This is a genomic window from Marinovum sp. (assembly GCF_034669705.1).
Taxonomy (GTDB): Bacteria; Pseudomonadota; Alphaproteobacteria; order Rhodobacterales; family Rhodobacteraceae; genus Marinovum.
Window position 1 is genome coordinate 1 of the sequence record NZ_JAXMOR010000041.1, and the last position, 25,734, is coordinate 25,734.

General features: G+C 64.8%; 21 protein-coding genes and 3 pseudogenes. 12 read left to right on the forward strand and 12 right to left on the reverse strand.

Annotation, left to right across the window (positions count from 1 at the left end):
* On the forward strand, nt 1-1,414 hold a 1,414-nt coding region (locus VOI27_RS20450), incomplete at its 5' end, for a DUF6880 family protein (RefSeq protein WP_323768028.1).
* A gap of 150 nt (nt 1,415-1,564) precedes the next feature.
* On the opposite strand, the gene VOI27_RS20455 is transcribed toward VOI27_RS20450, so the two are convergent.
* A complete protein-coding gene (locus tag VOI27_RS20455; RefSeq protein ID WP_323768030.1) occupies nt 1,565-2,155 on the reverse strand; it encodes a hypothetical protein in 591 nt (196 codons plus the stop codon).
* Between the two features lie 916 nt (nt 2,156-3,071).
* On the opposite strand from VOI27_RS20455, the gene VOI27_RS20460 reads away from it, so the two are divergent.
* From VOI27_RS20460 to VOI27_RS20495, 8 genes are all read left to right on the forward strand, one after another.
* Complete coding sequence (locus VOI27_RS20460; RefSeq protein ID WP_323768032.1) at nt 3,072-3,803, forward strand: FadR/GntR family transcriptional regulator; 732 nt, start codon at nt 3,072-3,074, stop codon at nt 3,801-3,803.
* Nucleotides 3,796-4,962: an aminotransferase class I/II-fold pyridoxal phosphate-dependent enzyme gene (locus VOI27_RS20465; RefSeq protein ID WP_323768034.1), complete on the forward strand. Its 1,167-nt coding sequence runs from the start codon at nt 3,796-3,798 to the stop codon at nt 4,960-4,962. Before VOI27_RS20460 ends, VOI27_RS20465 begins: the two co-directional genes overlap by 8 nt.
* A 34-nt stretch (nt 4,963-4,996) precedes the next feature.
* The gene (locus tag VOI27_RS20470; protein ID WP_323768036.1) at nt 4,997-6,259 is read left to right on the forward strand and encodes a sugar ABC transporter substrate-binding protein; all 1,263 of its coding nucleotides are present in this window, start codon (nt 4,997-4,999) and stop codon (nt 6,257-6,259) included.
* Nucleotides 6,256-7,188, forward strand: a complete 933-nt coding sequence (locus VOI27_RS20475; RefSeq protein ID WP_323768038.1) for a sugar ABC transporter permease — start codon at nt 6,256-6,258, stop codon at nt 7,186-7,188. The genes VOI27_RS20470 and VOI27_RS20475 overlap by 4 nt, the downstream gene beginning before the upstream one ends.
* Nucleotides 7,189-7,198: 10 nt before the next feature.
* Nucleotides 7,199-8,038: a carbohydrate ABC transporter permease gene (locus VOI27_RS20480; RefSeq protein WP_323768040.1), complete on the forward strand. Its 840-nt coding sequence runs from the start codon at nt 7,199-7,201 to the stop codon at nt 8,036-8,038.
* A gap of 11 nt (nt 8,039-8,049) precedes the next feature.
* Nucleotides 8,050-9,129, forward strand: coding sequence for a sn-glycerol-3-phosphate ABC transporter ATP-binding protein UgpC (locus VOI27_RS20485; protein WP_323768042.1), 1,080 nt, complete (start codon nt 8,050-8,052; stop codon nt 9,127-9,129).
* A gap of 94 nt (nt 9,130-9,223) precedes the next feature.
* Entirely contained in the window at nt 9,224-11,806 is a 2,583-nt protein-coding gene (gene mdeB / locus VOI27_RS20490) for an alpha-ketoglutarate dehydrogenase (protein ID WP_323768044.1), read from the forward strand.
* Nucleotides 11,807-11,846: 40 nt separating this feature from the next.
* Nucleotides 11,847-12,044, forward strand: a complete 198-nt coding sequence (locus VOI27_RS20495) for a hypothetical protein (RefSeq protein WP_323768046.1) — start codon at nt 11,847-11,849, stop codon at nt 12,042-12,044.
* A gap of 826 nt (nt 12,045-12,870) precedes the next feature.
* Here the strand turns inward: VOI27_RS20495 and VOI27_RS20500 are convergent.
* Nucleotides 12,871-12,990, reverse strand: a pseudogene (locus tag VOI27_RS20500) (DUF2493 domain-containing protein); the annotation flags it as partial.
* A gap of 106 nt (nt 12,991-13,096) precedes the next feature.
* Between VOI27_RS20500 and VOI27_RS20505 the strand changes: the two are divergent.
* Both VOI27_RS20505 and VOI27_RS20510 read left to right on the forward strand, forming a co-directional pair.
* Nucleotides 13,097-14,212 carry a Fic family protein gene (locus VOI27_RS20505; RefSeq protein ID WP_323768048.1) on the forward strand — a complete coding sequence of 372 codons (1,116 nt, stop codon included), beginning with the start codon at nt 13,097-13,099 and terminating at the stop codon, nt 14,210-14,212.
* Nucleotides 14,213-14,346: 134 nt separating this feature from the next.
* Nucleotides 14,347-14,859, forward strand: a pseudogene (locus VOI27_RS20510) (ankyrin repeat domain-containing protein); the annotation flags it as partial.
* Between the two features lie 163 nt (nt 14,860-15,022).
* On the opposite strand, the pseudogene VOI27_RS20515 reads toward VOI27_RS20510, so the two are convergent.
* From VOI27_RS20515 to VOI27_RS20545, 7 genes and pseudogenes are all read right to left on the reverse strand, one after another.
* A pseudogene (locus VOI27_RS20515) lies at nt 15,023-15,562 on the reverse strand (DUF2493 domain-containing protein); the annotation flags it as partial.
* Between the two features lie 85 nt (nt 15,563-15,647).
* On the reverse strand, nt 15,648-16,388 hold the full coding sequence (kduD, locus tag VOI27_RS20520) for a 2-dehydro-3-deoxy-D-gluconate 5-dehydrogenase KduD (RefSeq protein ID WP_323768050.1): 741 nt from the start codon (nt 16,386-16,388) through the stop codon (nt 15,648-15,650).
* Nucleotides 16,385-17,209 (reverse strand): 5-dehydro-4-deoxy-D-glucuronate isomerase, encoded by an 825-nt coding sequence (gene kduI, locus VOI27_RS20525; protein WP_323768094.1) that lies wholly within the window; start codon nt 17,207-17,209, stop codon nt 16,385-16,387. The genes kduD and kduI overlap by 4 nt, the downstream gene beginning before the upstream one ends.
* A gap of 33 nt (nt 17,210-17,242) precedes the next feature.
* Nucleotides 17,243-18,541, reverse strand: a complete 1,299-nt coding sequence (locus VOI27_RS20530; RefSeq protein ID WP_323768052.1) for a TRAP transporter large permease — start codon at nt 18,539-18,541, stop codon at nt 17,243-17,245.
* 3 nt (nt 18,542-18,544) lie between these two features.
* A complete protein-coding gene (locus VOI27_RS20535) occupies nt 18,545-19,057 on the reverse strand; it encodes a TRAP transporter small permease (RefSeq protein ID WP_323768054.1) in 513 nt (170 codons plus the stop codon).
* Entirely contained in the window at nt 19,057-20,037 is a 981-nt protein-coding gene (locus tag VOI27_RS20540; RefSeq protein ID WP_323768056.1) for a TRAP transporter substrate-binding protein, read from the reverse strand. Before VOI27_RS20540 ends, VOI27_RS20535 begins: the two co-directional genes overlap by 1 nt.
* A gap of 41 nt (nt 20,038-20,078) precedes the next feature.
* Nucleotides 20,079-21,197 (reverse strand): glycoside hydrolase family 88/105 protein, encoded by a 1,119-nt coding sequence (locus VOI27_RS20545; RefSeq protein WP_323768058.1) that lies wholly within the window; start codon nt 21,195-21,197, stop codon nt 20,079-20,081.
* Nucleotides 21,198-21,416: 219 nt separating this feature from the next.
* Between VOI27_RS20545 and kdgR the strand changes: the two genes are divergently transcribed.
* Nucleotides 21,417-22,247, forward strand: a complete 831-nt coding sequence (gene kdgR / locus VOI27_RS20550; RefSeq protein WP_323768060.1) for a DNA-binding transcriptional regulator KdgR — start codon at nt 21,417-21,419, stop codon at nt 22,245-22,247.
* 78 nt (nt 22,248-22,325) lie between these two features.
* Here the strand turns inward: kdgR and VOI27_RS20555 are convergent, their stop codons facing one another.
* From VOI27_RS20555 to VOI27_RS20565, 3 genes are read right to left on the reverse strand one after another with little or no spacing between them, the layout of a single operon-like run.
* Nucleotides 22,326-23,846 (reverse strand): aldehyde dehydrogenase (NADP(+)), encoded by a 1,521-nt coding sequence (locus VOI27_RS20555; RefSeq protein ID WP_323768063.1) that lies wholly within the window; start codon nt 23,844-23,846, stop codon nt 22,326-22,328.
* A gap of 10 nt (nt 23,847-23,856) precedes the next feature.
* Nucleotides 23,857-24,774, reverse strand: coding sequence for a dihydrodipicolinate synthase family protein (locus tag VOI27_RS20560; RefSeq protein ID WP_323768065.1), 918 nt, complete (start codon nt 24,772-24,774; stop codon nt 23,857-23,859).
* Nucleotides 24,771-25,730 carry an aldose epimerase family protein gene (locus VOI27_RS20565; RefSeq protein ID WP_323768066.1) on the reverse strand — a complete coding sequence of 320 codons (960 nt, stop codon included), beginning with the start codon at nt 25,728-25,730 and terminating at the stop codon, nt 24,771-24,773. Before VOI27_RS20565 ends, VOI27_RS20560 begins: the two co-directional genes overlap by 4 nt.
* Nucleotides 25,731-25,734 lie beyond the last annotated feature (4 nt).

The following is a 25,734-nucleotide window of genomic DNA, read 5'->3' on the forward strand; positions in this document are numbered from 1 at the left end:
GGCCAACCTCGAGAAACTTGGCGCTGCGAGCCTCGCCGCGCTGGTCATGGACCTGGTTAAGGGGAGCGCGACTTTGCAGCGTCGCGCGCGGATGGAACTCAGTGCCGCCCAGGGGCCCCACGAGGTTGCCGCCGATCTGCGCAAACGCTTCGCCTCGCTGCGCCGCGCGACCAGCTTTGTCGACTGGCGCAAGCAAAGGGCGCTGGTCAAGGATCTCGAGGGTCTGCTGGGCATGATCGAGACTACAATCGCCCCGCAGGATCCGGACGAGGCTTTTGAGCTGCTCTGGTCCTTCCTGCAACTGGCCCCCGCGATCCACGAACGCACCGATGTCAGCAACGGCGCGATCGGTGGCGTCATGAGCCATGCGGTGGCCCTGATCGCGGAGATCTCGCCCAGAATTTCAAAGGACCGGACTGCGCTGGCTGAAGGGGTTCTCGACGCGGTCGCCGAGGCCGGCTACGGCGAGTTCGACGGGATCATTCCCGCGACTGCGGAGGCGCTCGGCCAGGAGGGGCTTGAGCATCTCAAGCGCATCACACAAGCCTGGGCCGAGGCGCCACCGACCGAGCATCAGCTCGAGCAATACCGGGGCTACGGCCTCATGTCGTCTGCCGAAGACAGCGTGCGCCGCAACAAGCAGGCGACGCTGTCGATCATCCTGGCCGACGTCGCGGACGCGCAGGGGGATGTCGACGCCTACATCGCCCGCTATTCCGCAGAACAGCTGACCTATGGCACCATCGCCCCCGACGTGGCCCGGCGCTTGCTGGACGCCGGACGTGTCGACGAGGCTTTTGACATCGTCACCCGTTCCCGCGCAGCCGAAGACGGGAAGTCGTTCCGGATGTTCCGCTACGATCTCGACGCGGTCTATGAAGAATGCCTTGAACGGCAGGGCAAGACGGAGGACTTGAAGGCCCATCTGTGGACGACATTCGAGCAGACCCTCAGCGCGCCCTGCCTTCGGAAGTATCTGAAACTGCTGCCCGATTTCGACGACATCGAGGCCGAAGAGGCCGCTCTGGACTTCGCTGAGGCCTACCCGCACCTCGGCGCCGCGATCAGCTTCCTCGTGGACTGGCCGTCTCACGACCGCGCGGCACGGACCGTTCTGGCACGGGCCGGAGAGGTGGACGGAAATTCCTATACCACCCTGACGACGGCGGCTGACGCGCTCGAAGCCGAGCATCCGCTCGCCGCCACGCTGATGCGCCGCGCGATGGTTCTGGACACGCTGAACGGAGGAAAGTCCAAGCGCTATCGCCACGCGGCGCGCCACTTGGCCGAATGCCAGTCCCGCGATGCCGCCATCACGGATTATGCCGACCAACCAACGCATTCGGAATTTCTCGAAGTGCTAAAGCAGGACCACGGTCGAAAACACGGGTTCTGGCGACTGGTCGAAGTGTAATTCCGGCCCAGTGCTGACTTTCCGGGCTACTCAGATGCGGCAGCGCAGAGTCCCCGAACCGGACGTTCAAACATCGGCTCGGTTCACCCTGCATAGAAGGACGCCCGACCCAAGGGGGCCGAACGCTCTCCTGCTGTCGATCAGAACGGATCAGTCGTCGTTCGCATCATCAACGGTCTCTTCGAGGTCTTCCTGTGCATCCTCTGCAGCTTCTTCGGCGTCCTCCGCCGTATCCTCGGCCGCATCTGCTGCGTCAGTCATGTCGCTGTCACGCGGGCCCGAGGTGTCGATGCCGTTCTCGGCAGCAGTTTCCTGATCGATCTCACACGCGGTCTCGTCGGAGCCCTTGAACTGTTCGGCGATCACGTTGGCATCAACGTCACAGACGTTGGCGGCCACGCCGACCGGCACCTGAACGGTGTTACCGTCGACCGAGAGATTGACGAGGCCTTCCTGCTGACCATTGCCAGTGCCCGACCCGCCATTCGAACCGGTCCCGATGCCGTTCTCGGCAGCAGTTTCCTGATCGATCTCGCACGCGGTCTCGTCGGAGCCCACGAACTGGCTGGCCAACACATTGACATCGAGATCGCACACATTGGCTGCGACGCTCACCGGCACCTGCACGGTGTTGTCGTCCACGGAAACGTTGACGAGCCCTTCCTGGCCTTGGGCAAGGGCGCCTGAGGCGGCAACGGTGAGGGCTGTGGCAGCGACGAGGCTCTTGGATTTCATGAACATATGATTCCTCTCCTTCAGTGTTCTGACCGGCCGGGACAGTTATCTGCTGAGTGGGCCCAGGCGGTCTCGGAGGGTAGAACCGTCGCAACAGGGTCTCGTTCCAACCTGTTTCGTAGTCCGCACCGAGGGCGAGGTCGTCCGGCAAATATCTGCCGGTGCCTCGGCGAGGATCTGCGAGAACCGGCGATCAGCCCGCCGCAGCGGTGATCGTGATCGCTCTGTGCGGGAACCTTTTTCAGCGCAGCAGCCGCGCGACGTCTGAAAGTCGCATTTGCTCCGGCGGATTCGTCGAACTGGCTTGGCGTCTGTTCAGATGGAGAGGGGTGGTTGAGATCGCCGCCCCTGAGGTCCTTAAGAACACAATGCGAGAGCAGTTGCAGGAATCGGCCGCGCGATTGTAGCTCCAAGGCGCCAGAGCTTATTGGTCTTTCGTATGGCAGCCTTAACGAATTGATAGGTGCTTGGTTGGTTGGGCTCAGGACCCATTGATTTCAGCAGAATGTCATGATTCACCGCGCGAAAACAGAGCGGTGAACCTGTCTGATCTCTTGTGCCAGCGGCCAACTCAAAGTCTTGCTGAGGACCCGGCGGCTTCTCGTCACCGCGTCAGCAACGATGTCCGCGCTGTCGGCATCGAAATCGTTTCCGGTACGTTCCCATAGCTCAACATCAGGTTTTCGGGCGCGCGCAGCAAGACAGTGTGGCTGGTGATATTGGATCCGATTGTAGGCCGTCAGTCGGGCGACAACAGGACAACATCCTAGTGGTGAATTTTCCGAAAGTTAACTCGTTTACAAAGGCTTGCTTCCCATGGGCCAGGTTTGTCCGCCCTCGATCATATCTATGTCAGACATAAATGTTGACTTTGTCCGACATTGATTCGATGATGCTTTCAACGTGAAGGAGTTCAGACCAGATGACCGAAATTTCCACTTCAGCCGACGCCATGCTGTCGCACGCCCGACGGCTCGAGACCGGGCGCGACGTGATGGATACGCTGGCCGAGCTGGTCGAGGTCGCCGGGCTGAAAGTGGGTGACCGCTTGCCGCCCGAAGTGGAGCTGGCGCGCAAGCTGGGGGTCAGCCGCTCGAAAGTGCGCGAGGCGCTGATGTCCTGGCAGAAGATGGGCATCGTGACGCGTAACAAGGGGGCCGGCACGGTGCTGGCGGCCGAGGTGTCGCGCGGTGCGATCCACATGCCGCTGACCCTGAAGATCGAGGCCGAGAGCCTGCTTCGGACCCACGCCGTGCGTCGGCCGCTGGAGATCGAGGCTGCCCGCCTGGCGGCGCGCAATGCCAGCGACCAGCAACGCCGCGAGATCGTCGCGCGGATGACCGAACTGCTCGCCGTCTTTGAGGCGCGAGAGGACTGGCGCGGCAGCGACCACCGCTTTCACCACGCCATCCATGAGGCCAGCGGCAATCCACTTTTCGGTCAGTTCATCGAGCAGATCCAACGCGCTTTCGACAGCGTGTACCCGGCGCCGCTGGGCAAGCCGCAACTGGGTGAGAGCACGATCCCGATGCACCGGCCATTGGCCGAGGCGATCGCCGCGGGCGACGAAGAGCAGGCCGGCCGTGTGATGGCCGAGATCCTCGACATCGTCGCCGATGAGGTCGCCCGCGAGATGGAGACCGCCCGTGGATAAGCGCTTGCCCCAGACCGGCCTCGACATCGCCACGCTGCTGGCCGAGCCCTACCATGCCGCAGGCGGGATCGCCGCGGCGGTGCCGCCGATCGTGCAGACCTCGCTCTTTACCTTCGACGATTACGCCGCCTTCGAAGCGCGCATGTCCGGCCGGTCCGACAGCCCGATCTACACCCGGGTCCAGAACCCGACGGTCAGCGCTTTCGAAGAGATGATGGCCCGCGCCGAAGGGGCAGAGGAGGGCATCGGCTTTGCCTCGGGGATGGCCGCGATCTCGGGCACGCTGCTGTCGCTGTTGGCGCCCGGCGACCGGATCGCCTGCATCACCCATGTCTATTCCGACACCTTTCGCCTGATCGAGACGCATCTGAAGCCCTGCGGCGTCGAGGTGACCTATCACGATCCCGAGGCGTTCGAGACCGACCCCGACCTGCTCAAGGGTGCGCGGCTGGCCTATCTCGAAAGCCCCGGCTCGATGATGATGCGCACGCTCGATCTCGACCGCGTGGCCGAGCATGCCCGCCGCCACGGGGCGCTGACGGTGATCGACAACACATGGGCGACGCCGGTGCTGCAGACGCCCATCGCCCATGGCATCGACGTGTCCCTGCAGTCGGCCTCGAAGTACATCGGCGGCCATTCCGACACCGTGGCCGGCATTGTCTGCACCAGCGCCGAGATCGCGGCCCGCATCCGCGCCCATGCGCTGACCTTGTTTGGCGGCAAGCTCGCGCCCTTCGAGGCCTTCCTGCTGACCCGCGGTCTGCGTACCCTGAGCGCCCGGATCGCCCAGCACCAGCGCGCTGCCGATCTCTTCGTCGACCGGTTTGTCAGCCGTCCGGAGGTGCGCGCGGTGCATGCGCCGGGCCAGGGAGGCACGCTCAAGGGCCGGTCGGGTCTGATGTCCATCGAGTTCGACGAGACCGTCGATATTCCCCGCTTTGCCGATGCCCTGCGCCTGTTCCGGCTGGGCGTCAGCTGGGGCGGCTTCGAAAGCCTCGTGCTGCCCGCCAGCGTGGGACTCGCACAGGCCGCCGACCCGAATCCGATGCGCCATTTCGGCGTGCCGGAGCGGCTTGTCCGGCTCAGCCTCGGGTTGGAGGAGCCCGAGGATCTCTGGGCCGATTTCTGCACCGCGCTCGACGCGGCGCGCGTCTGAACCATTCCAAGAATACCAACAGGAGGAGACCCCCATGAAACCTATTGCTCTGCCGACGGCCCTGACCGCCGCGCTGATGGCCTCTGGCGCCTATGCCGAGACCCGGCTGAAGCTGGTCGAGGTGATCACCAGCCCCGAGCGTACCCAAGTGCTGCAGGAGTTGGTCGACGAGTATGAAGCCGCAAACGAGGGCGTCGAGGTCGAGATCGTCTCGCTGCCTTGGGGGCAGGCCTTCGAGAAGCTGGCAACCATGGTGGCCGGTGGCGACATTCCCGACGTGGTCGAAATGCCCGAACGCTGGCTGTCGCTCTATGCCGGGGCCGACAAGCTGGTGAACCTCGAAGAGCACATCGCGGGGTGGGAACACGGCGACACCCTGTCGGACAAGACCATGGACATGGCACGCTATGCCGGGGGCGAGGCGCATATGCTGCCCTACGGCTTCTATCTGCGGGCGATGTTCTACAACAAGAAGCTGCTGGACGAGGCCGGTGTGGATGCGCCGCCGAAGACCATGGAAGAATTCCGCCAGGCCGCTGCGGCTGTCTCGGCGCTGGACGGCAAGTCGGGCTACTGCCTGCGCGGCGGGCCCGGCGGGCTGAACGCTTGGGTGATGATGGCGGCGGCGATGAACGGCACCAACGAATTCTTCACCGAGGACGGCCAGAGCCGGATCAACGAGCCGGGATCGGTCGAAGGTCTCCAGTTCCTGATCGACATGTACCAAGACGGCAACGCGCCGCGCGACAGCGTCAACTGGGGCTTCAACGAGATCGTCGCCGGTTTCTATTCGGGCACCTGCGCCTTTCTCGATCAGGACCCCGACGCGCTGATCGCTGTGGCCGAGCGGATGCCGGCCGAGGATTTCGCGGTGATCCCGATGCCGGTCGGCCCCTCGGGCAAGGCCTTCCCGACCATGGGTTTCGTCGGCTGGTCGATCTTCAACAGCACCGAGCACGAGGACGAGGCGTTTGACCTCGTCGCGCATCTGTCGTCGCCCGAGGCCAACGCCACCTGGACCAAGCGTGTCGGCGTGATCCCGATCCACGAGGGCGCGGACGAGGATCCGCACTTCAAGACCGAGCAGTTCGCCGGCTGGTTCGAGACCATGGAAAGCGCCGACTACGTGCCGACCATCATGCCCAGCTACCTCGAACAATTCGGCTATTTCGCCGACTCCATCGCGCTCGACTCGAGCCAGGAGGCGCTGCTGGGGCAACGCAGCGCGCAGGAGATCGCCGATGAATGGGCGGGTTTCCTGACCGAGCAATACGCCGAATGGAAGTCGGAGCAATGACCTCGCTCACCGATACAGTCGTGCCCGGGAAACCCTGGGCGCGACGCTCCTTCTACCTGAGCTATATGGTCGAGCCGTACCTCTATATCGGCCCGGCGCTGGTGCTGATCGGCGCGGTGATCCTGTTTCCGCTGATCTTCGGCATCTCCTATTCCTTCCAGTCGATCGCGTTGCTGAAACCCTTCGACACCGGCTGGGTCGGGTTCGAGAACTACATCGACCTGTGGACCGACGCGAAGTTCTGGCGCGCCATCGAGAACACCGCGTGGTGGACCTTCGGATCGCTCGCCTTCCAGTTCTCGCTGGGCCTCGGCCTCGCGCTGATCCTCAACACCGCCTTTCCCGGCAAGCGGCTGTTTCAGGCGCTGGTGTTCCTGCCCTGGGCGGTGCCGACCTTCCTGACCGCGCTGACCTTTGCCTGGCTGTTCAACCCGGTGATCGGCCCGTTCCCGCACTGGCTGGCCGCCCTCGGCATCCTCGACGAGCCCTATAACATCCTCGGCGATCCGAGCCTTGCGATGTGGGGGCCGATCCTGGCCAACATCTGGTTCGGCGTGCCGTTCTTTGCCATCACCCTGCTGGCGGCGCTGCAATCCATTCCGGGCGAGCTTTATGAGGCCGCCGAGATGGACGGCGCCAGCGACTGGCAATGCTTTGCCAAGATCACGCTGCCCTACCTCGCGCCGATGATCACCATCACCGTCATGCTGCGCACCATCTGGATCGCGAACTTCGCTGACATGATCTACGTGATGACCGGCGGCGGCCCGGCCGGATCGACCGAGATCCTGTCGTCCTATGTCTTCACCACGGCCTTCCGCAAGCTCGACTTCGGCTATGCCTCGGCCATCGCGGTCGCCCTTCTGTTCATCCTGCTGATCTACGCGCTGATCCTGCTCGTCGTGCGTCAGAAGCTGGTCAAGGTCTGAGGAGGCTCGCATGTCCACGCTCACCCAACCCTCGGCGCTGAGAACCACCGGCAAATACGCCGCCATCGGGTTCTACCTGCTCTTCGCGCTGTTCCCGATTTACTGGCTGGTCAAGATCGCGCTGACGCCCGATGCGCTGATCTATTCCGAAGGCACGCGGATGATCCCCTCGGCGCTGACCCTCGAGAACTTTGCGGCGGTGCTGCAAAGCGACTTCCTGAGCTACTTCGCCAACAGCCTGGTGGTGTCGCTGGGCGCGGCGGCGGGCACCACGCTGGTGGCGGCGGGCGCGGGCTATTGCTTCTCGCGGTTCCGCTTTGCCGGCAAGAAGGTGATCATTGCGCTGCTGCTCATCACCCAGATGTTCCCGCTTCTGATGATCATCGCGCCGATCTACAAGATCGTGGCCTCGCTGGGCCTGCTCAATTCGCTGGTCAGCCTAATCGTGGTCTACACCGCTTTCAACATCCCCTTCGCGACCTTCCTGATGCAGTCGTTCTTTGACGGCATCCCCGAAGACCTGGAAGAAGCGGCGATGATGGACGGCTGCACGCGGTTTCAGGCGCTGCGCAAGGTGGTCTTTCCGCTGACGCTGCCGGGGCTTGGCGCGACGCTGGGCTTTGTCTTCACCGCCGCATGGTCCGAGCTGCTCTTCGCGCTCATGCTGATTTCCAAGAACGACACGATGACCTTCCCGGTGGGGCTGCTGACCTTCGTGTCGAAATTCTCGGTGGACTGGGGGCAGATGATGGCGGCGGGCACGCTGGCACTGATCCCCAGCTGTCTCTTCTTCATCTTCATACAACGCTACCTCGTGCAGGGACTGACGTCCGGCGCGGTCAAGGGATAACGGAGGCGATCATGGCCAGAATGGAACTCAAAGACGTCACCAAGAGCTATGGCAGTGTCGAGGTGATGCGCGACATCAACCTTGCCATCGACGACGGCGAATTCATCGTCCTCGTCGGCCCCTCGGGCTGCGGCAAGTCCACGCTTCTGCGGATGATCGCGGGGCTGGAGCCGATCTCGGGTGGCGAATTCACCATCGACGGGGCGCGCATGAACGAGGTGCGCCCCCGCGACCGCGACATTGCCATGGTGTTCCAGTCCTACGCGCTCTACCCGCATATGACCGTGGGCCGGAACATGGGCTTTTCGATGGAGATCGCCGGCGCCCCCAAGGAAGACCGCGCCCGCAAGGTGGCCGAGGCCGCCAAGGTGCTGGGGCTGGAGAAACTGGTCGACCGCTATCCCCGTGAGCTCTCGGGCGGCCAGCGCCAGCGCGTCGCCATGGGCCGCGCCATCATCCGCGAGCCGCGGGCGTTCCTGTTCGACGAGCCGCTGTCGAACCTCGATGCCTCGCTGCGCATCGAGATGCGGCTCGAGATCGCGCGGCTGCACCAGGCGCTGAAATCCACCATGGTCTATGTCACCCACGACCAGGTCGAGGCGCTGACCCTGGCGGACAGGATCGTGGTGCTCGAGGCGGGCCGCATCCAGCAGGTCGGCTCGCCGCTGGAGCTCTACGAGCGCCCCGCCAACAAGTTCGTCGCGCAGTTCATCGGCTCTCCCACCATGAACGTCCTCCCCGCGACGCCGGACGAGGCGGGGGTGCGGCTGCCGCAGGGCGCCACCCTCGACCTCGGCCGCGAAATCGCCACCCTTGGCACCGTCGAGCTGGGCATCCGCCCCGAGCATATCGACGTGGTCGACCCCGCGCAGGGCGACATCCGCGCCAAGGCCGATGTGGTCGAACACCTCGGATCGGACACCAACATCTATGTCCGGACCGAGCATCAGGGCGGGCTGATGGTGCGGGTACACGGCAATATCGCCATGACGCCCGGCGCACCGCTGGGGCTGCGGCTGCAACGCGAGAACCTGCATCTCTTTGCCGCGGACGGCACCGCGCTGGGCCGCAAACCTGCCCTCGCGGCCTGAACCGCGACCCCCGAAACCCCCTGAGAGACCCGGCGAGGCGCCCAAGGCGCCCCGTTCTCTTCCGCTCATCCAGAGGTTCGCCATGAACAAGCCAATGTCCCCCGTGTTCCCCTTGTCCCCCGACATCGACCCGATCGAAACCGGGGAATGGATCGAAGCGCTCGACAGCCTCGTCGGCACCTGCGGGCCGGAGCGCGCGCAATACGTGCTGACCCGGTTGCAGGACCGCGCCCGCATCCACAGCGTCACGCCGCAGGGCCTGCCGTTTTCCAGCTATCGCAACACCATCCCGGCCGCCGCCCAGCCCGCCTATCCCGGCGACCTGGAGATGGAGCGGCGCCTCACCTCGATCATCCGCTGGAACGCGCTGGCCATGGTGGTGCGGGCCAACCGCGCCTATGGCGAGCTGGGCGGGCATATCGCCTCCTACGCCTCGGCCGCCGAGATCTTCGAGACCGGGTTCAACCATTTCTTTCAGGCGGATACCGAAAGCGGACCGGGCGATCTGGTCTATTTCCAGCCGCACTCCGCCCCCGGCATCTATGCCCGCGCCTTTCTCGAAGGCCACCTGAGCGAGGCCGACATCGCCAATTACCGCCAGGAGGTGCCGGGACCGGGCTTGTGTTCCTACCCGCATCCCTGGCTGATGAAGGACTTCTGGCAGGTGCCGACCGGGTCGATGGGCATCGGCCCGCTCTCGGCGGTCTATCAGGCGCGGATGATGCGCTATCTCGAGGCGCGGGGTCTGGCGCAGACCCGGCGGCGGCACGTCTGGGGCGTCTTCGGCGATGGCGAGATGGACGAGCCGGAATCGATTGCCGGGCTGACGCTGGCGGCGCGCGAGCGGCTGGACAACCTGACCTTCGTGGTCAACTGCAACCTGCAGCGGCTCGACGGCCCGGTGCGCGGCAATGGCCAGATCATCCAGGAGCTGGAGTCGCTGTTTCTCGGTGCCGGCTGGAACGTGATCAAGGTGCTCTGGGGCTCCGACTGGGACGATCTGTTTGCCCGCGACCGCAACCACGTGCTGCTGCGCCGCTTCGCCGAAACCGTCGACGGCCAGTACCAGACCCTCGGCTCCAAGGACGGCGATTACAACCGCGCCACCTTCTTCGACGCCGACCCCGAAACCGCCGCGCTGGTGCGCGACATGAGCGACGAACAGATCCACCGGCTCGAACGCGGCGGGCATGACATGCGCAAGCTGCACGCGGCCTTTGCCGCTGCCAAGGCGCATGAAGGCCAGCCGACGGTGATCCTTGCCAAGACCAAGAAGGGCTACGGCATGGGCGGCGCGGGTGAAAGCCGGATGACCGCGCATCAGGCCAAGAAGCTCGACGAGGAGGCGCTGCTGGCCTTCCGCGACCGCTTTGACCTGCCGCTGTCGGACGCGGCGACGCGGGCGCTGGAGTTCTATCGCCCCGCTGAGGACAGCCCCGAGCTGCGCTACCTGCGCGACCGCCGCCGCGCGCTTGGCGGCTATCTGCCGCGCCGGCGCACCCAGCCCTCGGCGCCGCCACTCGCACGGCCGGCGCCCAAGGCCTATGCCGGCTTCGCCCGTGACGCCGACGGCAAGGCCATGTCCACCACCATGGCCGCCGTCCGCATGCTCTCGGCGCTGGTCAAGGACAAGGTGCTGGGGCCGCGCATCGTGCCCATCGTGGCCGACGAGGCGCGCACTTTCGGCATGGACAACCTGTTCCGCCAGATCGGCATCTATGCCCCCGACGGCCAGCTCTACGAGCCGCAGGACAAAGGCTCGATGCTCTACTACAAGGAATCCGCCAGCGGCCAGCTGCTCGAGGAGGGCATCACCGAGGCCGGCGCGATTTCGTCCTGGACCGCCGCCGCCACCGCCTATTCGATCCACGATACCGAGCTGCTGCCGGTCTACATCTACTACTCGATGTTCGGCTTTCAGCGTGTCGGAGACCTGATCTGGGCCGCAGCCGACCAGCGCGCCCGCGGCTTCCTGCTGGGCGCCACCGCCGGGCGCACCACCCTGTCGGGCGAGGGGCTGCAACACCAGGACGGCACCAGCCAGCTGATCGCCGCGACGATCCCCAACTGCCGCGCCTACGACCCCGCCTTTGCCTGCGAATTGGCGGTTATCATGGAATACGGCATGACCCGGATGATCGACGAGCGGCGCGACGAGTTCTTCTACATCACGGTGATGAACGAGAACTACGCCCAACCCTCGCTGCCCGAAGGCGTGGAGGCGGACATCATCCGCGGCATGTACCGCCACTCGACCCACGGCGAGGGCCCGGCGCAGGTACGGCTGCTGGGCGCTGGCACGATCCTGCGCGAGGTCATTGCCGCCGCCGAGACGCTGGCCGCCGAGCATGGCATCACCAGCGAGGTCTATTCCGTCACCTCCTTCAGCGAACTGGCCCGCGAGGGCGCAGAGGTCGACCGCCGGGCCCGCGCGGGCGCAGACCCCGGGCCGGCCCATGTCAGCCGCCTGTTGTCCGGCCCCGCGCCGATCATCGCGGCCACCGATTACGTCCGCGCCGTGCCGCAGCAGATCGCGACCTACGTCGACGCGCCGATGACCGTGCTCGGCACCGACGGCTTTGGCCGCTCGGCCAACCGCGAGAACCTGCGCCGGTTCTTCGGCGTCGACCGCGAGACGATCTGCCAAGCGGCGCTGCACAGCTGCAAGGATGCGTGACATGACCCCATCCGCAGATCCCGGCCAATCAGGAGGTCCGATGACTGACCCTCCCTCGCTCGGCGCCCCGGACCCCGAGACCCGCTGGCTGCAAGACCCCGTCCATCGCGACTGGCTGGCCCGGCACGCCGCATCGCAGTTCGCCTTCTTCCGCCGCTGCCTGCGGCCCGAACCGGGATTTCACCTGCTCGACACCGACGGGCCGCCCGATCACGGGTGCCCCGCAGCAGCTGCATGACACGTCCCGGCTGGTGCATTCCTTCGCCCTCGGGCAAATCGCGGGCGCTCCGGATGCGGCGGAGGTGGTCGATCACGGCATGGACTTACCGCCGTGCGTCTAAGTCGTGCAGCAAGGTCACGTGAAGGGGTCTATAATTGTCTCAGCTGAGGCAGGCGGGAATGTCGCCCGAAGCAGGAACAGGCACTGTTCCGCCGCGGCAGCACCAGAACGGCAGTATCGAGCGATCTGCAGAGTGGCTGGTGCCCGGCGGTGAGATCTCGCGGCGACCCGGCCCTGTGCGTCAACATTCCGGCCGTCGGGCGTCAAATCCTCCGATCAGGCGCATGAGGTGGCTGGCCCGGACACCGCAATCGCATCCGGTCAGCAGGGCGCGATTGCGGCAAACGTCACGCAATGTCAGGAGGCTCACTTGCCGCGCTCCGGTATCTCCATCGCGGTCCATCTGGTAATCGACAGGTCCAAAGGGAACCGCCGACGCGATGGAAATGGGCGACGTCTTGGTGGTTCGTCAGGACGGCAATAAAGACCCGAACCCAGACAATCCGCACCTCAAGGGAATCGAGGCTTACTTGACCAAGAAAGAAAATCGCGTCCGCCAGAGGGTTGCTATTTGAGCGTGCCTGACAGACAGATCCGCCGAGCCCCTGATCGGACGCCATTCAGGCTTACCTCAAGGCCATGCCGTGCTTAACTGGTTGTTGATGCCAGGTTTCGGTGAAGATGGGGCTGCGCCGCAGAATTGTTGTTATCTTCGAGGTCGGATCGACTTGTCTTTTGCGATCTTCGGGTCCGCGAGGTGCAGCAAATGCACGCTCGGCGGATCGGGACTGCCGCCATGCATCAGCACCATGTCGGGATACTTGGCGCGGACTTGGTCGAGCTTGGCCCAGATTAGCTGGTGGTCGTTGAATTCGGGGCCGCGGGTCAGGGCCACTTGCCAGCCCCATGACCAGAACAGCCCTCCAAGCAGGTCCTTCCGAGCAATAGAGCTGACTTCTATGCCTCATAAAAGATCTAAATACGAGTAATAGAAATGGCGTCTATACCTCATGGCTTGGAACTGGACGCTGCCGGATTTCCGGTATGACGCCTCCGCTTTGGAGCCGTTCGAGCAGCAGTTTCTCGTGTCTTCTGGGGAAATCCTCGGCGCAGTCCATCATGTCAGCCAGCCGGAGCGCGAGCAACTCCGCATCGAACTGCTCAGCGAGGAAGCGATACAGACGAGCGCCATCGAGGTCGAAATCCTCGACCGGCTCAGTGTCCAGTCGTCGCTGCGCCGCCATCTGGGGCGTGATCCGGACAGCTACCCTACCAAACCACGCGAACAGGGCGTCGCGGAAATGATGGTCGACGTCTATTCCAGCTTTGCGGACCCGGTGGCCCACGAGACTTTATTTCGCTGGCATCGGATGCTCCTGTCCCATGACCGCCAGTTGGACACCATCGGGACCTACCGACACCACGCCGAGGCGATGCAAATCGTTTCCGATCGTCTCGACCGTCCGACGATCCATTTCGAAGCGCCTCCCTCAGCGCGGGTCAAGCCCGAAATGGAGCGATACGCGGCTTGGTTTAACAAGACCGGGCCGGGGGTAGCAGAGCCGCTCCCGGCCCTGACGCGTGCGGGGTTAAGCCACCTCTATTTTGAGAGCATCCACCCCTTTGAGGATGGCAACGGCCGCCTCGGACGGGCCCTCGCCGAGAAGTCGCTGGCGCAGAATATTGGCCAGCCCACCCTCATCTCGCTCGCCTTCACCATCGAGAAGGAGCGCAAGGCTTACTACGACCAGCTCGAGCAGCATCAAAAAACGCTCGATGTGACCGAGTGGCTCGTCTGGTTCGCGGAGGTCGTCTTGAAGGCCCAACAGGTCACACTCGACCGCGTGGGCTTCTTCATCAGCAAAGTACACTTTTACGATCGGCATAAAGACCAGCTGAACGAACGCCAGGCCAAGGCCATCGCTCGAATGTTTCGGGAAGGCCCTGGCGGATTCGAAGGCGGCCTCAGCGCCGAGAACTACATCAAGATCACCGGAACCTCACGCGCAGCCGCGACCCGCGACCTGCAGGACATGGTCGAGAAGGGAGCGCTCAACCGAACCGGTGAACGACGTCACACGCGGTACTGGTTGAATCTCGACCAAGGGATTGAAAATTTGTCATAAAGCCAGTTACTTGCCAGATTTCTGGTATCCGTTTTATGTAAGTTTCGTCAGGCGTAGCTTGATGATATGTCAACGAGACGAAGCCGCGCGCACCTGCCGCGGCCCCTTCCCTGCCTTGAATGGAAGGTCTTGCCATGCGTTTCATCTTCGCCCTTCTCCTCGCCGCTGTTGCCGCGACGGCCACGGCACAGACTGCGCCGTCATCCAGCGAAATCGCCAGCTACGACGGGCTGTTCCGCGCCGCGCATGAGGGTGACACCGCCGCCATCCGCCGGCTTGCCGCCAATGGCGCCGACCTGAATGCCCATGACCGCCGCGGCCGCACCCCGGCCCATGTCGCGGCCTTCGCCTCGCAGGATGCCGCCCTGCGCGCGCTTGCCGAGGCCGGGGCCGATATGAACGCGTTGGAGCATCAGGCTTATGACGTGGTCACCATCGCCGCGGTGGCGGACGATCCCGAGCTGATGTCGCTGGCCATCGAACTCGGCAACGATCCCGGCCTTGTCACCAGTCCTTATGACGGCACTGCGCTGATCGCCGCGGCGCACCTCGGCCATGTCGAGGTCGTCCGCCGCCTGATCGCCGCCGGCGCTCCGCTCGACCACGTCAACAACCTGCACTGGACGGCGGTGATGGAGGCGGTGGTGCTGGGCGATGGCGGTCCGGACCATCAGGCCGTGCTCGACGCCCTGCTTGATGCCGGGGCCACCGAACGCTTGCGGACCGCGAAGGCCTTACCCCGCTGCAACATGCCGAAAGGCGCGGATACACTGAAATGGCCCAACGACTCCGACAGGAGGATTAGGGCGCTTACGCCCCCGCTCCGAACTTCAAAACCGGGATGCCCAGCTTGCGGGCCTTGTCGGCGAGGTTTTCCTGGATGCCGGTGCCCGGGAAGACCAGGACGCCCACCGGCAGAACCTCGAGCATCGCGTCGTTGCGTTTGAAGGGCGCCGCCTTGGCGTGCTTGGTCCAATCGGGTTTGAAGGCGATCTGGGTGACCTTGCGGGTCTTGGCCCATTTGGCGGCGATGCGCTCGGCGCCGCGCGGACTGCCGCCATGCATCAGCACCATGTCGGGATACTTGGCGCGAACCTGGTCGAGCTTGGCCCAGATCAGCTGGTGATCGTTAAACTCGGTGCCACCGGTCAGGGCCACTTTGGTACCTTCGGGCAGGAGCTGCTCGGCCTCGGCGCGGCGGCGGGCCTTCAGGAAATCCCGGCTGTCGATCATCGCCGAGGTCAGGCCCCGGTGGCTGATCGTGGAGCCGGAGCGCGGGCGCCAGGCGGAGCCGGTGTGCAGTTCTAACTGCTCGGCGGCGATTTCGCGGAACAGGTCCATGCAGCTCCTGTCGCGCCTGGACGGCCGCGACATCGCCCAGCACAAGTTGGTAGAACCGATATTGATACGACGCGAGAGTTGCCGACGTTTCGGATTACCGCGCCAGCCAGCCGCCGTCGACGTTGAGAACCGCGCCGTGCACGTAGTCCGAGGCCGGGGCGGAGAGGAAGACCGCGCTGTCGGCGATGTCCTGGGCCTGGCCCCATCGGCCCGCAGGGATGCGGTCGAGGATGGCCTTGCTGCGCTCGGGATCGGCGCGGAGCGCCGCGGTGTTGGCGGTCTCGATATAGCCCGGCGCGATGGCGTTGACATTGATGCCCTGCGCCGCCCATTCGTTGGCCAGAAGCTTTGTCAGCCCCGCCACGCCATGTTTCGACGCCGTATAGGAAGGCACCCGGATGCCGCCCTGAAATGACAGCAGCGATGCGATGTTGACGATCTTGCCGCGCCCCTCGCGCGCCAGCACGGCTTTGCCGAAGGCCTGGCAGGTGAAGAACAGCGCCTTCAGGTTGACGTCCATCACCGCGTCCCAATCGGCCTCGGTAAAGTCCACCGACTCTGCCCGGCGGATAATGCCGGCGTTGTTGACAAGGATGCCGTAATGGGCCCCCTCGAATACGTCGCGCGCCGCCATAGGATCGGCGAAATCCAGTCGCAGGCTCTCCGCCTGCCCGCCGGCTTCAACGATCCGGCTCACCGTCTCGTCGCAACTTCGCCGCCCTGAGCAGGTGACATGCGCCCCTGCGCTCGCCAGCGCTTCGGCAATCGCCTGCCCGATGCCGGTATTGGCGCCGGTGACCAACGCGCGGCGGCCCTCCAGTGAAAAGCGGTTCATTTCAGGTCTCCGGGCTGCAGCAGATCCATGTCGGTGTAATCGACGTTGTCGCCAGCCATGGCCCAGATGAAGGTATATTCCCCGATCCCGGCGCCCGAATGGATCGACCATGTGGGCGAGATCGCCGCCTCCTCGTTGGCAACGAAGAGGTGCCGTGTCTGGGTCGGCTCGCCCATCAGGTGCAGCACGCGCGCCCCGGGTGCCATGCCCCAGTAGAGATAGGCTTCCATCCGGCGGTCATGCACATGCGCAGGCATGGTGTTCCAGACCGAGCCGTCCTCGAGCGAGGTATAGCCCAGGATGAGCTGACAGCTTTGCATCACTTCGGGGTGGATGAACATCTTGATGGTGCGCTTGTTCGAGGTCTCGACCGCGCCCAGCTTGACCTCCTTGCAATCGGCCAGTGTCACCAGCCGGTGTGGCAGGCTCTCATGCGCTGGGGCGGAGGCGATGTAGAACCGCCCCTGCCCCGCAAATGTCACCGGCCCGGCGCCGCGGCCGAGGTAGAGCACGTCGCCCTTCGCCATCTCCCAGGTCTCGCCAGCGGCGGAGACGGTACCGGACTCGCCGATATTGACGATGCCCATCTCACGGCGGTCGAGAAAGTTGGGCGTCTTGGTCTCGTCCACCCGGTCCAGCACCAGTTCACCGTCGTTCGGTACTGCAGCGCCAAGGGTGAAGCGGTCGTAATGTGTATAGATCAGGCGGATCTCGCCGTCGCGGAACAGCCCCTGGCCGAGGAAGTTCTGCCGCAGCGCCTCGGTGTCCATCGCCTTGGCGTGATCGGGGTGGATGGCGTGCCGCGTTTCAACGGTAAGCATCATGTGTCCTTTCGGTATGGGTGGATTGTGGCGTCAGAGCCCCAGCCAGCGCGGCAGCGCCAGCGTCAGCGCGGGCACATAGGTGACGACAATGAGGATGGCAAAGAGCAGCGCGTAAAAGGGCAGAAGGGCCACGATGGCGCGCTCGACCTTCACCTTGGCCACGCTGGCGCCGACAAAGAGGCCGGTGCCGACAGGCGGGGTGATAGTGCCGATCGCGAGGTTGAAGATCAGGATCACCCCGAAATGCACCGGATCGACGCTGACCTTTTGCGCAATGGGCAGAAGGATTGGGGTGAAGATCAGGATCGCCGGGCCGATGTCCATAAAACAGCCGATGACGATCAGCAGGAGGTTGATGATCAGCATCACAACGATGGGATTTTCCGAGATTCCCAGAACCAGCGCGGTGACGGCCGCCGGAATGCCGGTGAAGGCCATGGAGAAAGAGAGCGCCGCCGAGGCCGCGAGCAGCAGCATGATCGCGCCGGTGATCTCCGCCGTCTCCAGCAGGAACTTCCAGAAGTCGCGGATCGGCGTGGTGCGATGGATCACGAAGGCCAGCAGCATGGTATAGATCACTGCGACGCCCGAAGCCTCTACGGGCGTGACGATGCCCAGGATGATGCCGCCGATCACGAAGACGATCAGCATCAGGCTGGGAATGGCGGCCAAAGTGGTGTCCAAAGCGTAACGCAGGCTCGGCGCCTCGGCCAGCGGATAGCCGCGGCTGCGCGCGACCACCCAGGTGATGCCCATGAGGCCGAGACCCCAGAGCATCCCTGCCACCGCGCCACCGACGAACAGCGCCGCAATTGAGGTGCCGCCGGAGACCAGCGAATAGATGATGAAGGCGGTGGTCGGCGGGATCAGCATCCCGGTGGGGGCCGAAGCGATATTGACCGCCGCCGCGAAATCGCGGTGATAGCCCTCTTTCGCCTGGATCGGCACCATGACGCCACCAATCGACGTCGAGGCGGCGATGGCCGACCCGGAAATGCAGCCGAAGAGCATGTTGCCCGCGATATTGGTCTGCGCCAAAGATCCGGGGATGCGGCCCGCGATCAGCTTGGCGAAGTTGACCAGCCTGATGGCGATCCCGCCCGAGTTCATCATCACGCCCGAGAGAATGAAGAACGGCACCGCCAGCAGGGAGAAACTGTCGAGGCTCGCCACCATCTTCTGGGCCGAGGTGAACAAGGCCATGTCGAGCGGGATCACCAGCATCACCGAGGCAAGCGCCGCGGCGATGAGCGAAATGGCCAGCGGCACGCCCAGCAGGGCAAACAGACCGAAGACCGAAATGAGAATGAGACTTGCCTGTCCGGCCATGGTTCAATCTCCCGCCGCGAGGGCTTTGTCGATCTCGTCGACCGAGGCGCGCTGACCGCGCAGAAGATCGACGAGGTTGAGAAGCGCATAGATTAGTATAAAGACGCCGCCCACGGGCATTGCCGCGTAGACCCAGGTCATCGGGATCTGCAGCACGGCGCTTTTCTGCGTGCCGGCAACCTCCATCGCTCGAAGCCCACCGCGGATCAGCACCGCCAGCGACAGCGCGCCAAAGGACAGCGGCACCAGCAGCTCCATCATCAGCCGGGCCCGCCCCCGCGCCTTGTCCCGCAGCAGCTCGATCGACATGTGCGTGCCGCGGCCCGAAGCTAAGGCCGCCCCCAGAAGGGACGACCAGATCATGCCGTAGCGCAGGACCTCCTCGGAGACCGCCGACGGCGTGTTCAGAACGTAGCGGCTGAACACTTGCCAGGCGAGCACGACGATCATGCCCGCCAGGATCAGGCAGCACGCCGATCCGACGATCAGATCGAGGAAGCGACGCGCCGCTTTCATTACGAGCCCTCTGCCGCGCCGCGGATCTGATCGACCAGGGCGGCTTTCTCGGGATCGGCTTTCAGCTCGTCATACATCGGAGCCACAGCCTCCTGGAATTGTGTGAGGTCAGGATAATAGAAGGTGACGCCGAATTCCTCCTCGCTCTTCTTCTTTTCGGCCTCGATGGCCTCGGACCAGACCTGCTTGTGGAACTCGGTCGATTCTTCGGCCGCCGCCATCACCGCCGCGCGGTGCTCTTCGGAGAGTCGGTCCAGCGTGTGGGTGCCGATCAGCAGGATGTCGGGAATACGGGTGTGGACGTCATAGCTGTAGTGTTTGGCCACTTCGCCATGCCGCGCCACGGTGATCGCGTATTCGTTGTTCTCGGCACCGTCCAGCACACCCTGTTGCAGCGAGGTATAGACCTCGGCCTGGCCCATCGCGACCGGGGTGGCGCCCAGCATCTCGACCATCTTGATCGAGGTCGGGCTTTGCATCACGCGAAACTTGAGCCCGGCCAGATCCGCCACCGACATGATCGGCTTGTCCTTGGTGTAGAAGCTGCGCGCGCCGCTGTTGTAATAGCTCAGCCCGACGATGCCCTGATCGCGGGTGGCGTCATAGACCGGCTGCATGATGTCTTCACTGTCCATGACGCGGTAGAAATGCTCTTCGCTGTCGAAGAGGTAGGGCATGGAGAACACGCCGTAGACCGGCGCGAAGCTCTCCATCAGGCCCGACGAAACCTTGGTGATGTCGATTGTGCCGGCCTGGACCAATTCCACCAACTCGCGTTCGCCGCCCAGCTGGCTGTCGGGGAAATACATCACGTCGACTGCGCCGCCGGTCTTTTCCGACACCAGCTCGCCAAATCTCTGCATCGCTTCCACGGTGGGCGTGGCATTGCTGGCATAGGCAAACTTCAGCGTCTCGGCCAGGGCCGGGGCGGTGCCGGCAATCAGCGCTGCAATCGATACGGTTGTCAGGGTCTTCAGCATGGTATCCTCCTGTTGATGCTGATGCGGTGTCCGACCGGGGGTCAGAGATAGGTCCGCAGGTATTCGCTGAGGCAGAGCATCGCCATCGCCTGCCCGTAGGGCATCGAGGTGAGCTTGATCTGCCGGTAGAATTCGAGGTCTTCGCCCATCGCCGTCCCGAAGGAGACATTGAGCAGCTCGCCGTCTGCAGAAATGTTTTCGACCACACCGCGCACGGCCTTTTCGGCCACCTCGGCGTATTCGGGCGCGAGGTAACGTTTGCGCACGCCCTTCAGCAGGCCATAGGCAAACCCGGCAGTGGCCGAGGCTTCCAGATAGCTCTCCGGATCATCCACCAGCGTGTGCCACAGGCCGCTGTCGTGTTGCGTCGCCTTCAGGGCCGCGGCCTGACGGCGCAGGGTCGACAGCAGGTGCCGGCGGATCGGGTCGCCCTCCGGCAGGCCGAGCATGTCGATGAATTCCGGGATAGCGATGGTGATCCAGCTGTTGCCGCGGCCCCAGAGCGCGCGGCCGAAGTTGTGATTCTCGCCGAAGGTCCAGCCGTGAAACCACAGGCCGGTCTCGCGATCGGCCAGATACTGGGTGTGGATCAGGAACTGGTATTTGGCCTCTTCGATGTACTCCGGCCGGTTTAGCACCTGGCCGATCCGTGCCAGTGGCAGCACGCTCATCATCAGCGTGTCGTCCCACATTTCCTGATCGTTGACGTCATTGTAAACGATATGCTGCAAGCCGTCCTCGGCGGTGCGCGGCATTTCGTACATTACCCAGTCGGCCCAGGTCTCGAGCAGCGCTGCCCACGTCGGGTTGGGGTTCTGCGCATAAAGCTCGGCCAGGGTCAGAAAGGGTGCGACGGTGTTGATGTTCTTGGTCGGCGTGCCTTCGGCCAGTCGCGCGGTGAACCACTCGGTGATCACCGTCATCGCGGTCTCAGAGCCGGTCAGCTGCCAGTACTTGAACAAACCGTAAAGCCCAACGCCATGGGTCCATTCCCAGCCGGCCCAGCCCTTGGTGTCGATCACCCGGCCATCCTCGAGCCGCAACAGGAACTCGCCGGTTTCGTCGGTGATATTGACCAGATTGTCGGTCAGCCGGTCGATCAGCGCGCGCACCTCGCCCTGCGAAATGAAGTGATCTTTCTGGCGCAGCAGCGGATGCATCGTCTGTCTCCTCCCCGGATAGTCGTGCCGAAATTTTCGGAACCTCGTTCTGAAATTATGAAAGCCAGATTCCACCGTCGACGTCAACAGAATTTCGGAACGTCGTTTCGAAATTTGTTTAAGCGTTGTAATTCAATAAGATATCGAGGGCGCCGCAGAACTGTTGACATCACCGATCAACAATTTCAGAATGCAGTTTCAGAAAATATGGAATTCGAGATGCCGACTCAGCGCCCTCAGAAAACCGAACATGTCGCGGCTGTCCTCAAGGTCTTTACCGTACTCGAGGCGCTGGCCGCCGAAAAGCGCGTGGGCCTTGCGGACCTGTCGCAACGCACCATGACATCGAAGAGCACGGCCCACCGGCTTTTGCAGACTATGGTCGATCTGGGCTATGTCGAGCAGAACCCCGAGACCGAGAAATACGGGCTGACGCTCAAGCTCTTCAGCCTCGGCGCGCGCACCCTCAGCGGCCAGGCCGACATCCTGCGCGTCGCAGACCGCGAGATGGGCAAGCTGTCGCGCGCCTTTGGTGAATCCGTCAACCTAGGCGTGCTCGACGACCACGACCAGCGGGTCACCTATATCCACAAGTTCGACAGCGCCTACAATCTCGCAATGCAATCCACCCTCGGCTACCGCAACCCGATCCACTCCACCTCGCTCGGCAAGGCGCTGCTGGCGTTCCGTGACGAGCAGGAAATCGCCGATCGGCTGGCGCGGATGGACTACCCCAAGCTCGCCCCCAACACCCTGACCGGAGCGGCGGCGCTGAGGACGCAGTTGCAAAAGGTGCGCGCCGCGGGCTTTGCCGAGGAGATCGAGGAGAGCGAGGCGGGGGTGCGCTGCATGGCGACCCCGGTGCTTGATCACCTGGGCAAATCGGTCGCGGCGATCAGTATTTCCTTTCCGTTGTTCCGCTTCGACGAGGCCCGCAAGCCGGAATATGTCACCCTGCTACGCGGCGCCGGGCTCGCCGCCTCGCAGGCGCTGGGCTACCGCGGGCGGCAGATCGGCGAGACAGCACCGGCGGCCGCCGCGCCGGAGTGACGCGCCGGCGGCCGCCACTCGCTTCCGGCCCCCGGGGCACCTGCACGAGCCCCGGGGCGCAGGCCCCACGACCAAGGGTCACCCGGATCGCAAGTCCTCGGGCAGCAGAGTTTCGGGCAGATTCTGGTAGCTGACCGGCCGCAGGAAGCGGCGGATCGCCAACGTACCTACCGAGGTGGCGCCGAAGTTGGTCGATGCCGGGTACGGCCCGCCATGAACCATCGCGTCGGCCACCTCGACCCCGGTGGGAAAGCCATTGACCAGCACCCGGCCGGCCTTGCGCTCGAGGATCGGCACCAACGGCCGAGCGATCTCGGTGTCGGCCTCTTCCATTTGCAACGTCGCGGTCAGCTGGCCGCGCAATCCGCGTGCCACCTCGAGCATCTGCTCCGGCCCAGATGCGGTGACGAGGAGACCGAGCGGGCCGAAGACCTCTTCCGCCAGCGCGTCGTTCGCCAGCCAGTCGTCGGCCGTCGCCCTGTAGACTGCGGGAGCGGCGTTGCGGCGGTCGCAGGTCGCGCCCAGAAGCTCCTGTACGCCGGCGGTGCCAGAGACCTCGGCGACGCCCTTGCGATAGGCCTCGGCGATGCCCTCGGTCAGCATCAACGCCGCGCCGGTCCCGGCCAGCGCGGCGCGCGCCGCCTCGGCAAAGGCGTCGAGACCGGGGCCCTCAGCGGCGACGACCACGCCGGGATTGGTGCAGAACTGCCCGACCCCCATGGTCAGCGATGCAGCCCACCCCGCGCCCAGTTCGGTGCCGCGCGCCGTCAGTGCTTCGGGCAGCACGAAAACCGGGTTGACCGAGCCGAGCTCGCCGAAGAGGGGGATCGGCTCGGGCCGCGCAGCGCAGAGGTCGAACAGCGCGCGCCCGGCCGCGAGCGAGCCGGTGAAACCCACGGCGCGGATGAGCGGATGGGTCACCAACGCGCCGCCCAGCTCGTGGCTGGTGCCCTGAATCAACGAGAAGGTGCCGGCCGGCATGTCGCATCGCGCGATGGCCGCCGCGATGGCTTCGGCCACGATCTCGCCGGTGGCGGGATGCGCCGGATGGCCCTTGACCACCACCGGGCAGCCCGCCGCCAACGCCGCGGCGGTGTCGCCGCCGGCGGTCGAGAAGGCCAGCGGGAAGTTCGAGGCCCCGAACACGGCGACCGGGCCGATCGGCCGCTGCACCATCTTCAGATCGGGCCGGGGCAGAGGCGCGCGGCCGGGCAGCGCCGTGTCATGCCGGCGGTCGAGGTAGTCGCCTTTGCGGATGTGATCGGCGAACAGTCTAAGCTGGGCGGTGGTGCGTCCCCGCTCGCCCTGCAGTCGCGCCTCTGGCAGGCCGGTCTCGGCGCAGCCCAGCCGGGTGATGTCGTCGCCGCGGGCGTCGATTTCCTCGGCGATGGCGTCGAGCAACGCGGCGCGATCGGCGCGGCGGGTCCATCCGTAGGTGAGAAAGGCGTCTTCGGCAGCCTGCACCGCGCGGTCGACCTCGGCCGCGCCACCGGAAGCAAAGGTCCGCGCGGTGCCGGCGACGGGCTGCGAGGTGAAGCTGTCGTCAGATCCGACGCGGTCGCCGGCGATCAAGTGTGTGCCATGAGGTAGGTAGGTCATGCGGGTCTCCTCACTTGCCCCAGCGCAGTGCGAGCACATCGGCCTCGTTTGCCAGTTGCAGCAGCCGGGCGCGGGTGCGCTCCGTCATCGGTTTCAGCGGGTGGCGGACATGGTCCGAGCCGATCACCCCGCCCTCCTTCATCACGACCTTGGCGGCGCGCAGCCCGCATTGGCGGTTCTCGTGGTTGATCAGCGGCAGGCAGGCACGCCACCCGGCCAGTGCCGCGTCGATGTTGCCCGACCGGTAGTCCAGAACGATCGGCCGGATCAGCTCGGGCTGCAGCGCCGAGGTCATGGTGCCGGTGCAGCCGGCGTCCAGATCGGCCAGCAGGGTCACCGCTTCCTCGCCGTCGCAGGGGCCGACGATATGCTCGCCGCCCTGCTCAATCAGCGCCGCCAGCTTGTCGGCGGCAAATGGGGTTTCCATCTTGAAATAGCTGACGTTCTCGATCTCCCTGGCCATCTGCACCAGCATCGGCACCGACAGGGTGACCCCTGAGAGCGGCGCGTCCTGCACCATGATCGGGATCGAGATCGCCTCCGAGACGGCGGCGAAATGCTCGAAGATCGCGGCCTCCGGCGGCACCAGTCCGACGCCGTGGTAGGGCGGCATCATCATCAGCATCGCGGCGCCCATCGCCTCGGCCTCGCGGGCACGGTCCACCACCACCTGGGTGCTGAAATGGCTGACGGTGACGATCACCGGCGCCCGGCCCGCGACATGCTCGAGCGAGACCCGGGTCAGCGTGGCGCGTTCGGCATCCGACAGCACGAATTGCTCGGAGTAATTGGCCAGGATGCAGATCGCGTCGCTGCCCTGGTCGATCATGCAGTCGAGCACGCGTTTCATGCCCTCGGTATCGATGCTGCCGTCGTCGTGAAATGGTGTCGGGGCGACGGGTAGGATGCCGGTCAGCGGATCTGTCATGGTCTGTCCTTATCGGTAAAGCAAAAGCGGGTGGATTGGCGGAACACCGCGCCAGGACGGAGGGTGATCTGCGTAAACTCCGGGTGATTTGGCGCGTCGGGCCAGGACTGGGGCTCCAGCGCCAGCCCGGCATGGGCGCCGTAGGGGGCGCCGTGGTGGCCCCCGGCCGGCGCGGTATCCAGTCGGGCGGCATCGTAGATCTGCAGCCCCGGGGCGTCCGTCTCGAGAGTCATCGCCAGCCGGTCGGTCTCGAGCCGCGCGACCGCGCGCATCCCATTGCCATTGAGGCAGAAGTTGGTGTCGAGATCGACCGCTGGCGGCAGCGCCACGGGCCGGCGCAGGTCGTAGCCGGTGCCCGCGACCGGCGCGACCTCTCCGGTCGGCAGGAGCGCCGCGTCGGTCGGCAGGTAGGCGTCGGCATCGACGGTCAGGCGGTGCCCGGCCAGCCCGGTGCCGGTCAGGCTCCAATAGCCGTGAAACGCCGGGTTGCAGAGTGTCGGCCTCTCGCTCTCCGCGGTGATCTCGATCCCGAGCGCACCGACACCGTCGATCGCGTAGGTCACCGAGATCTCCAGCGGCCCAGGTAGACCGCCCTCGCCGTCCGCCAGCGTCAGACCCAGCGTGACCGACTGCGCGCTGCTGGCAGTGACGGCCCAGACTTGCTGCGACAGCCCGTTCGGGCCGCCGTGCAGCGTATTGCCGTTCTCGTTGATGTCGAGTTGCAGCGTGGTCCCGTCCAGCGATGCCCGGCCGTGGGAGACGCGATTGGCCACCGGGCCGACGATGGCGCCGAAATAGCGCATCGGCCCGCGGTAGGCCCGGGCGTCAGGGCTGCCGAGGACGAGCGCATGATCGACCCCCGCGAGCCGGAAGTCGGCCAGCGTGGCGCCGTAGCTCAGGACCCGCGCCCGTGCCGGGCCGTTGGCGATGGTGACCTCTTGGGTGTCGTCTGCCATGGCG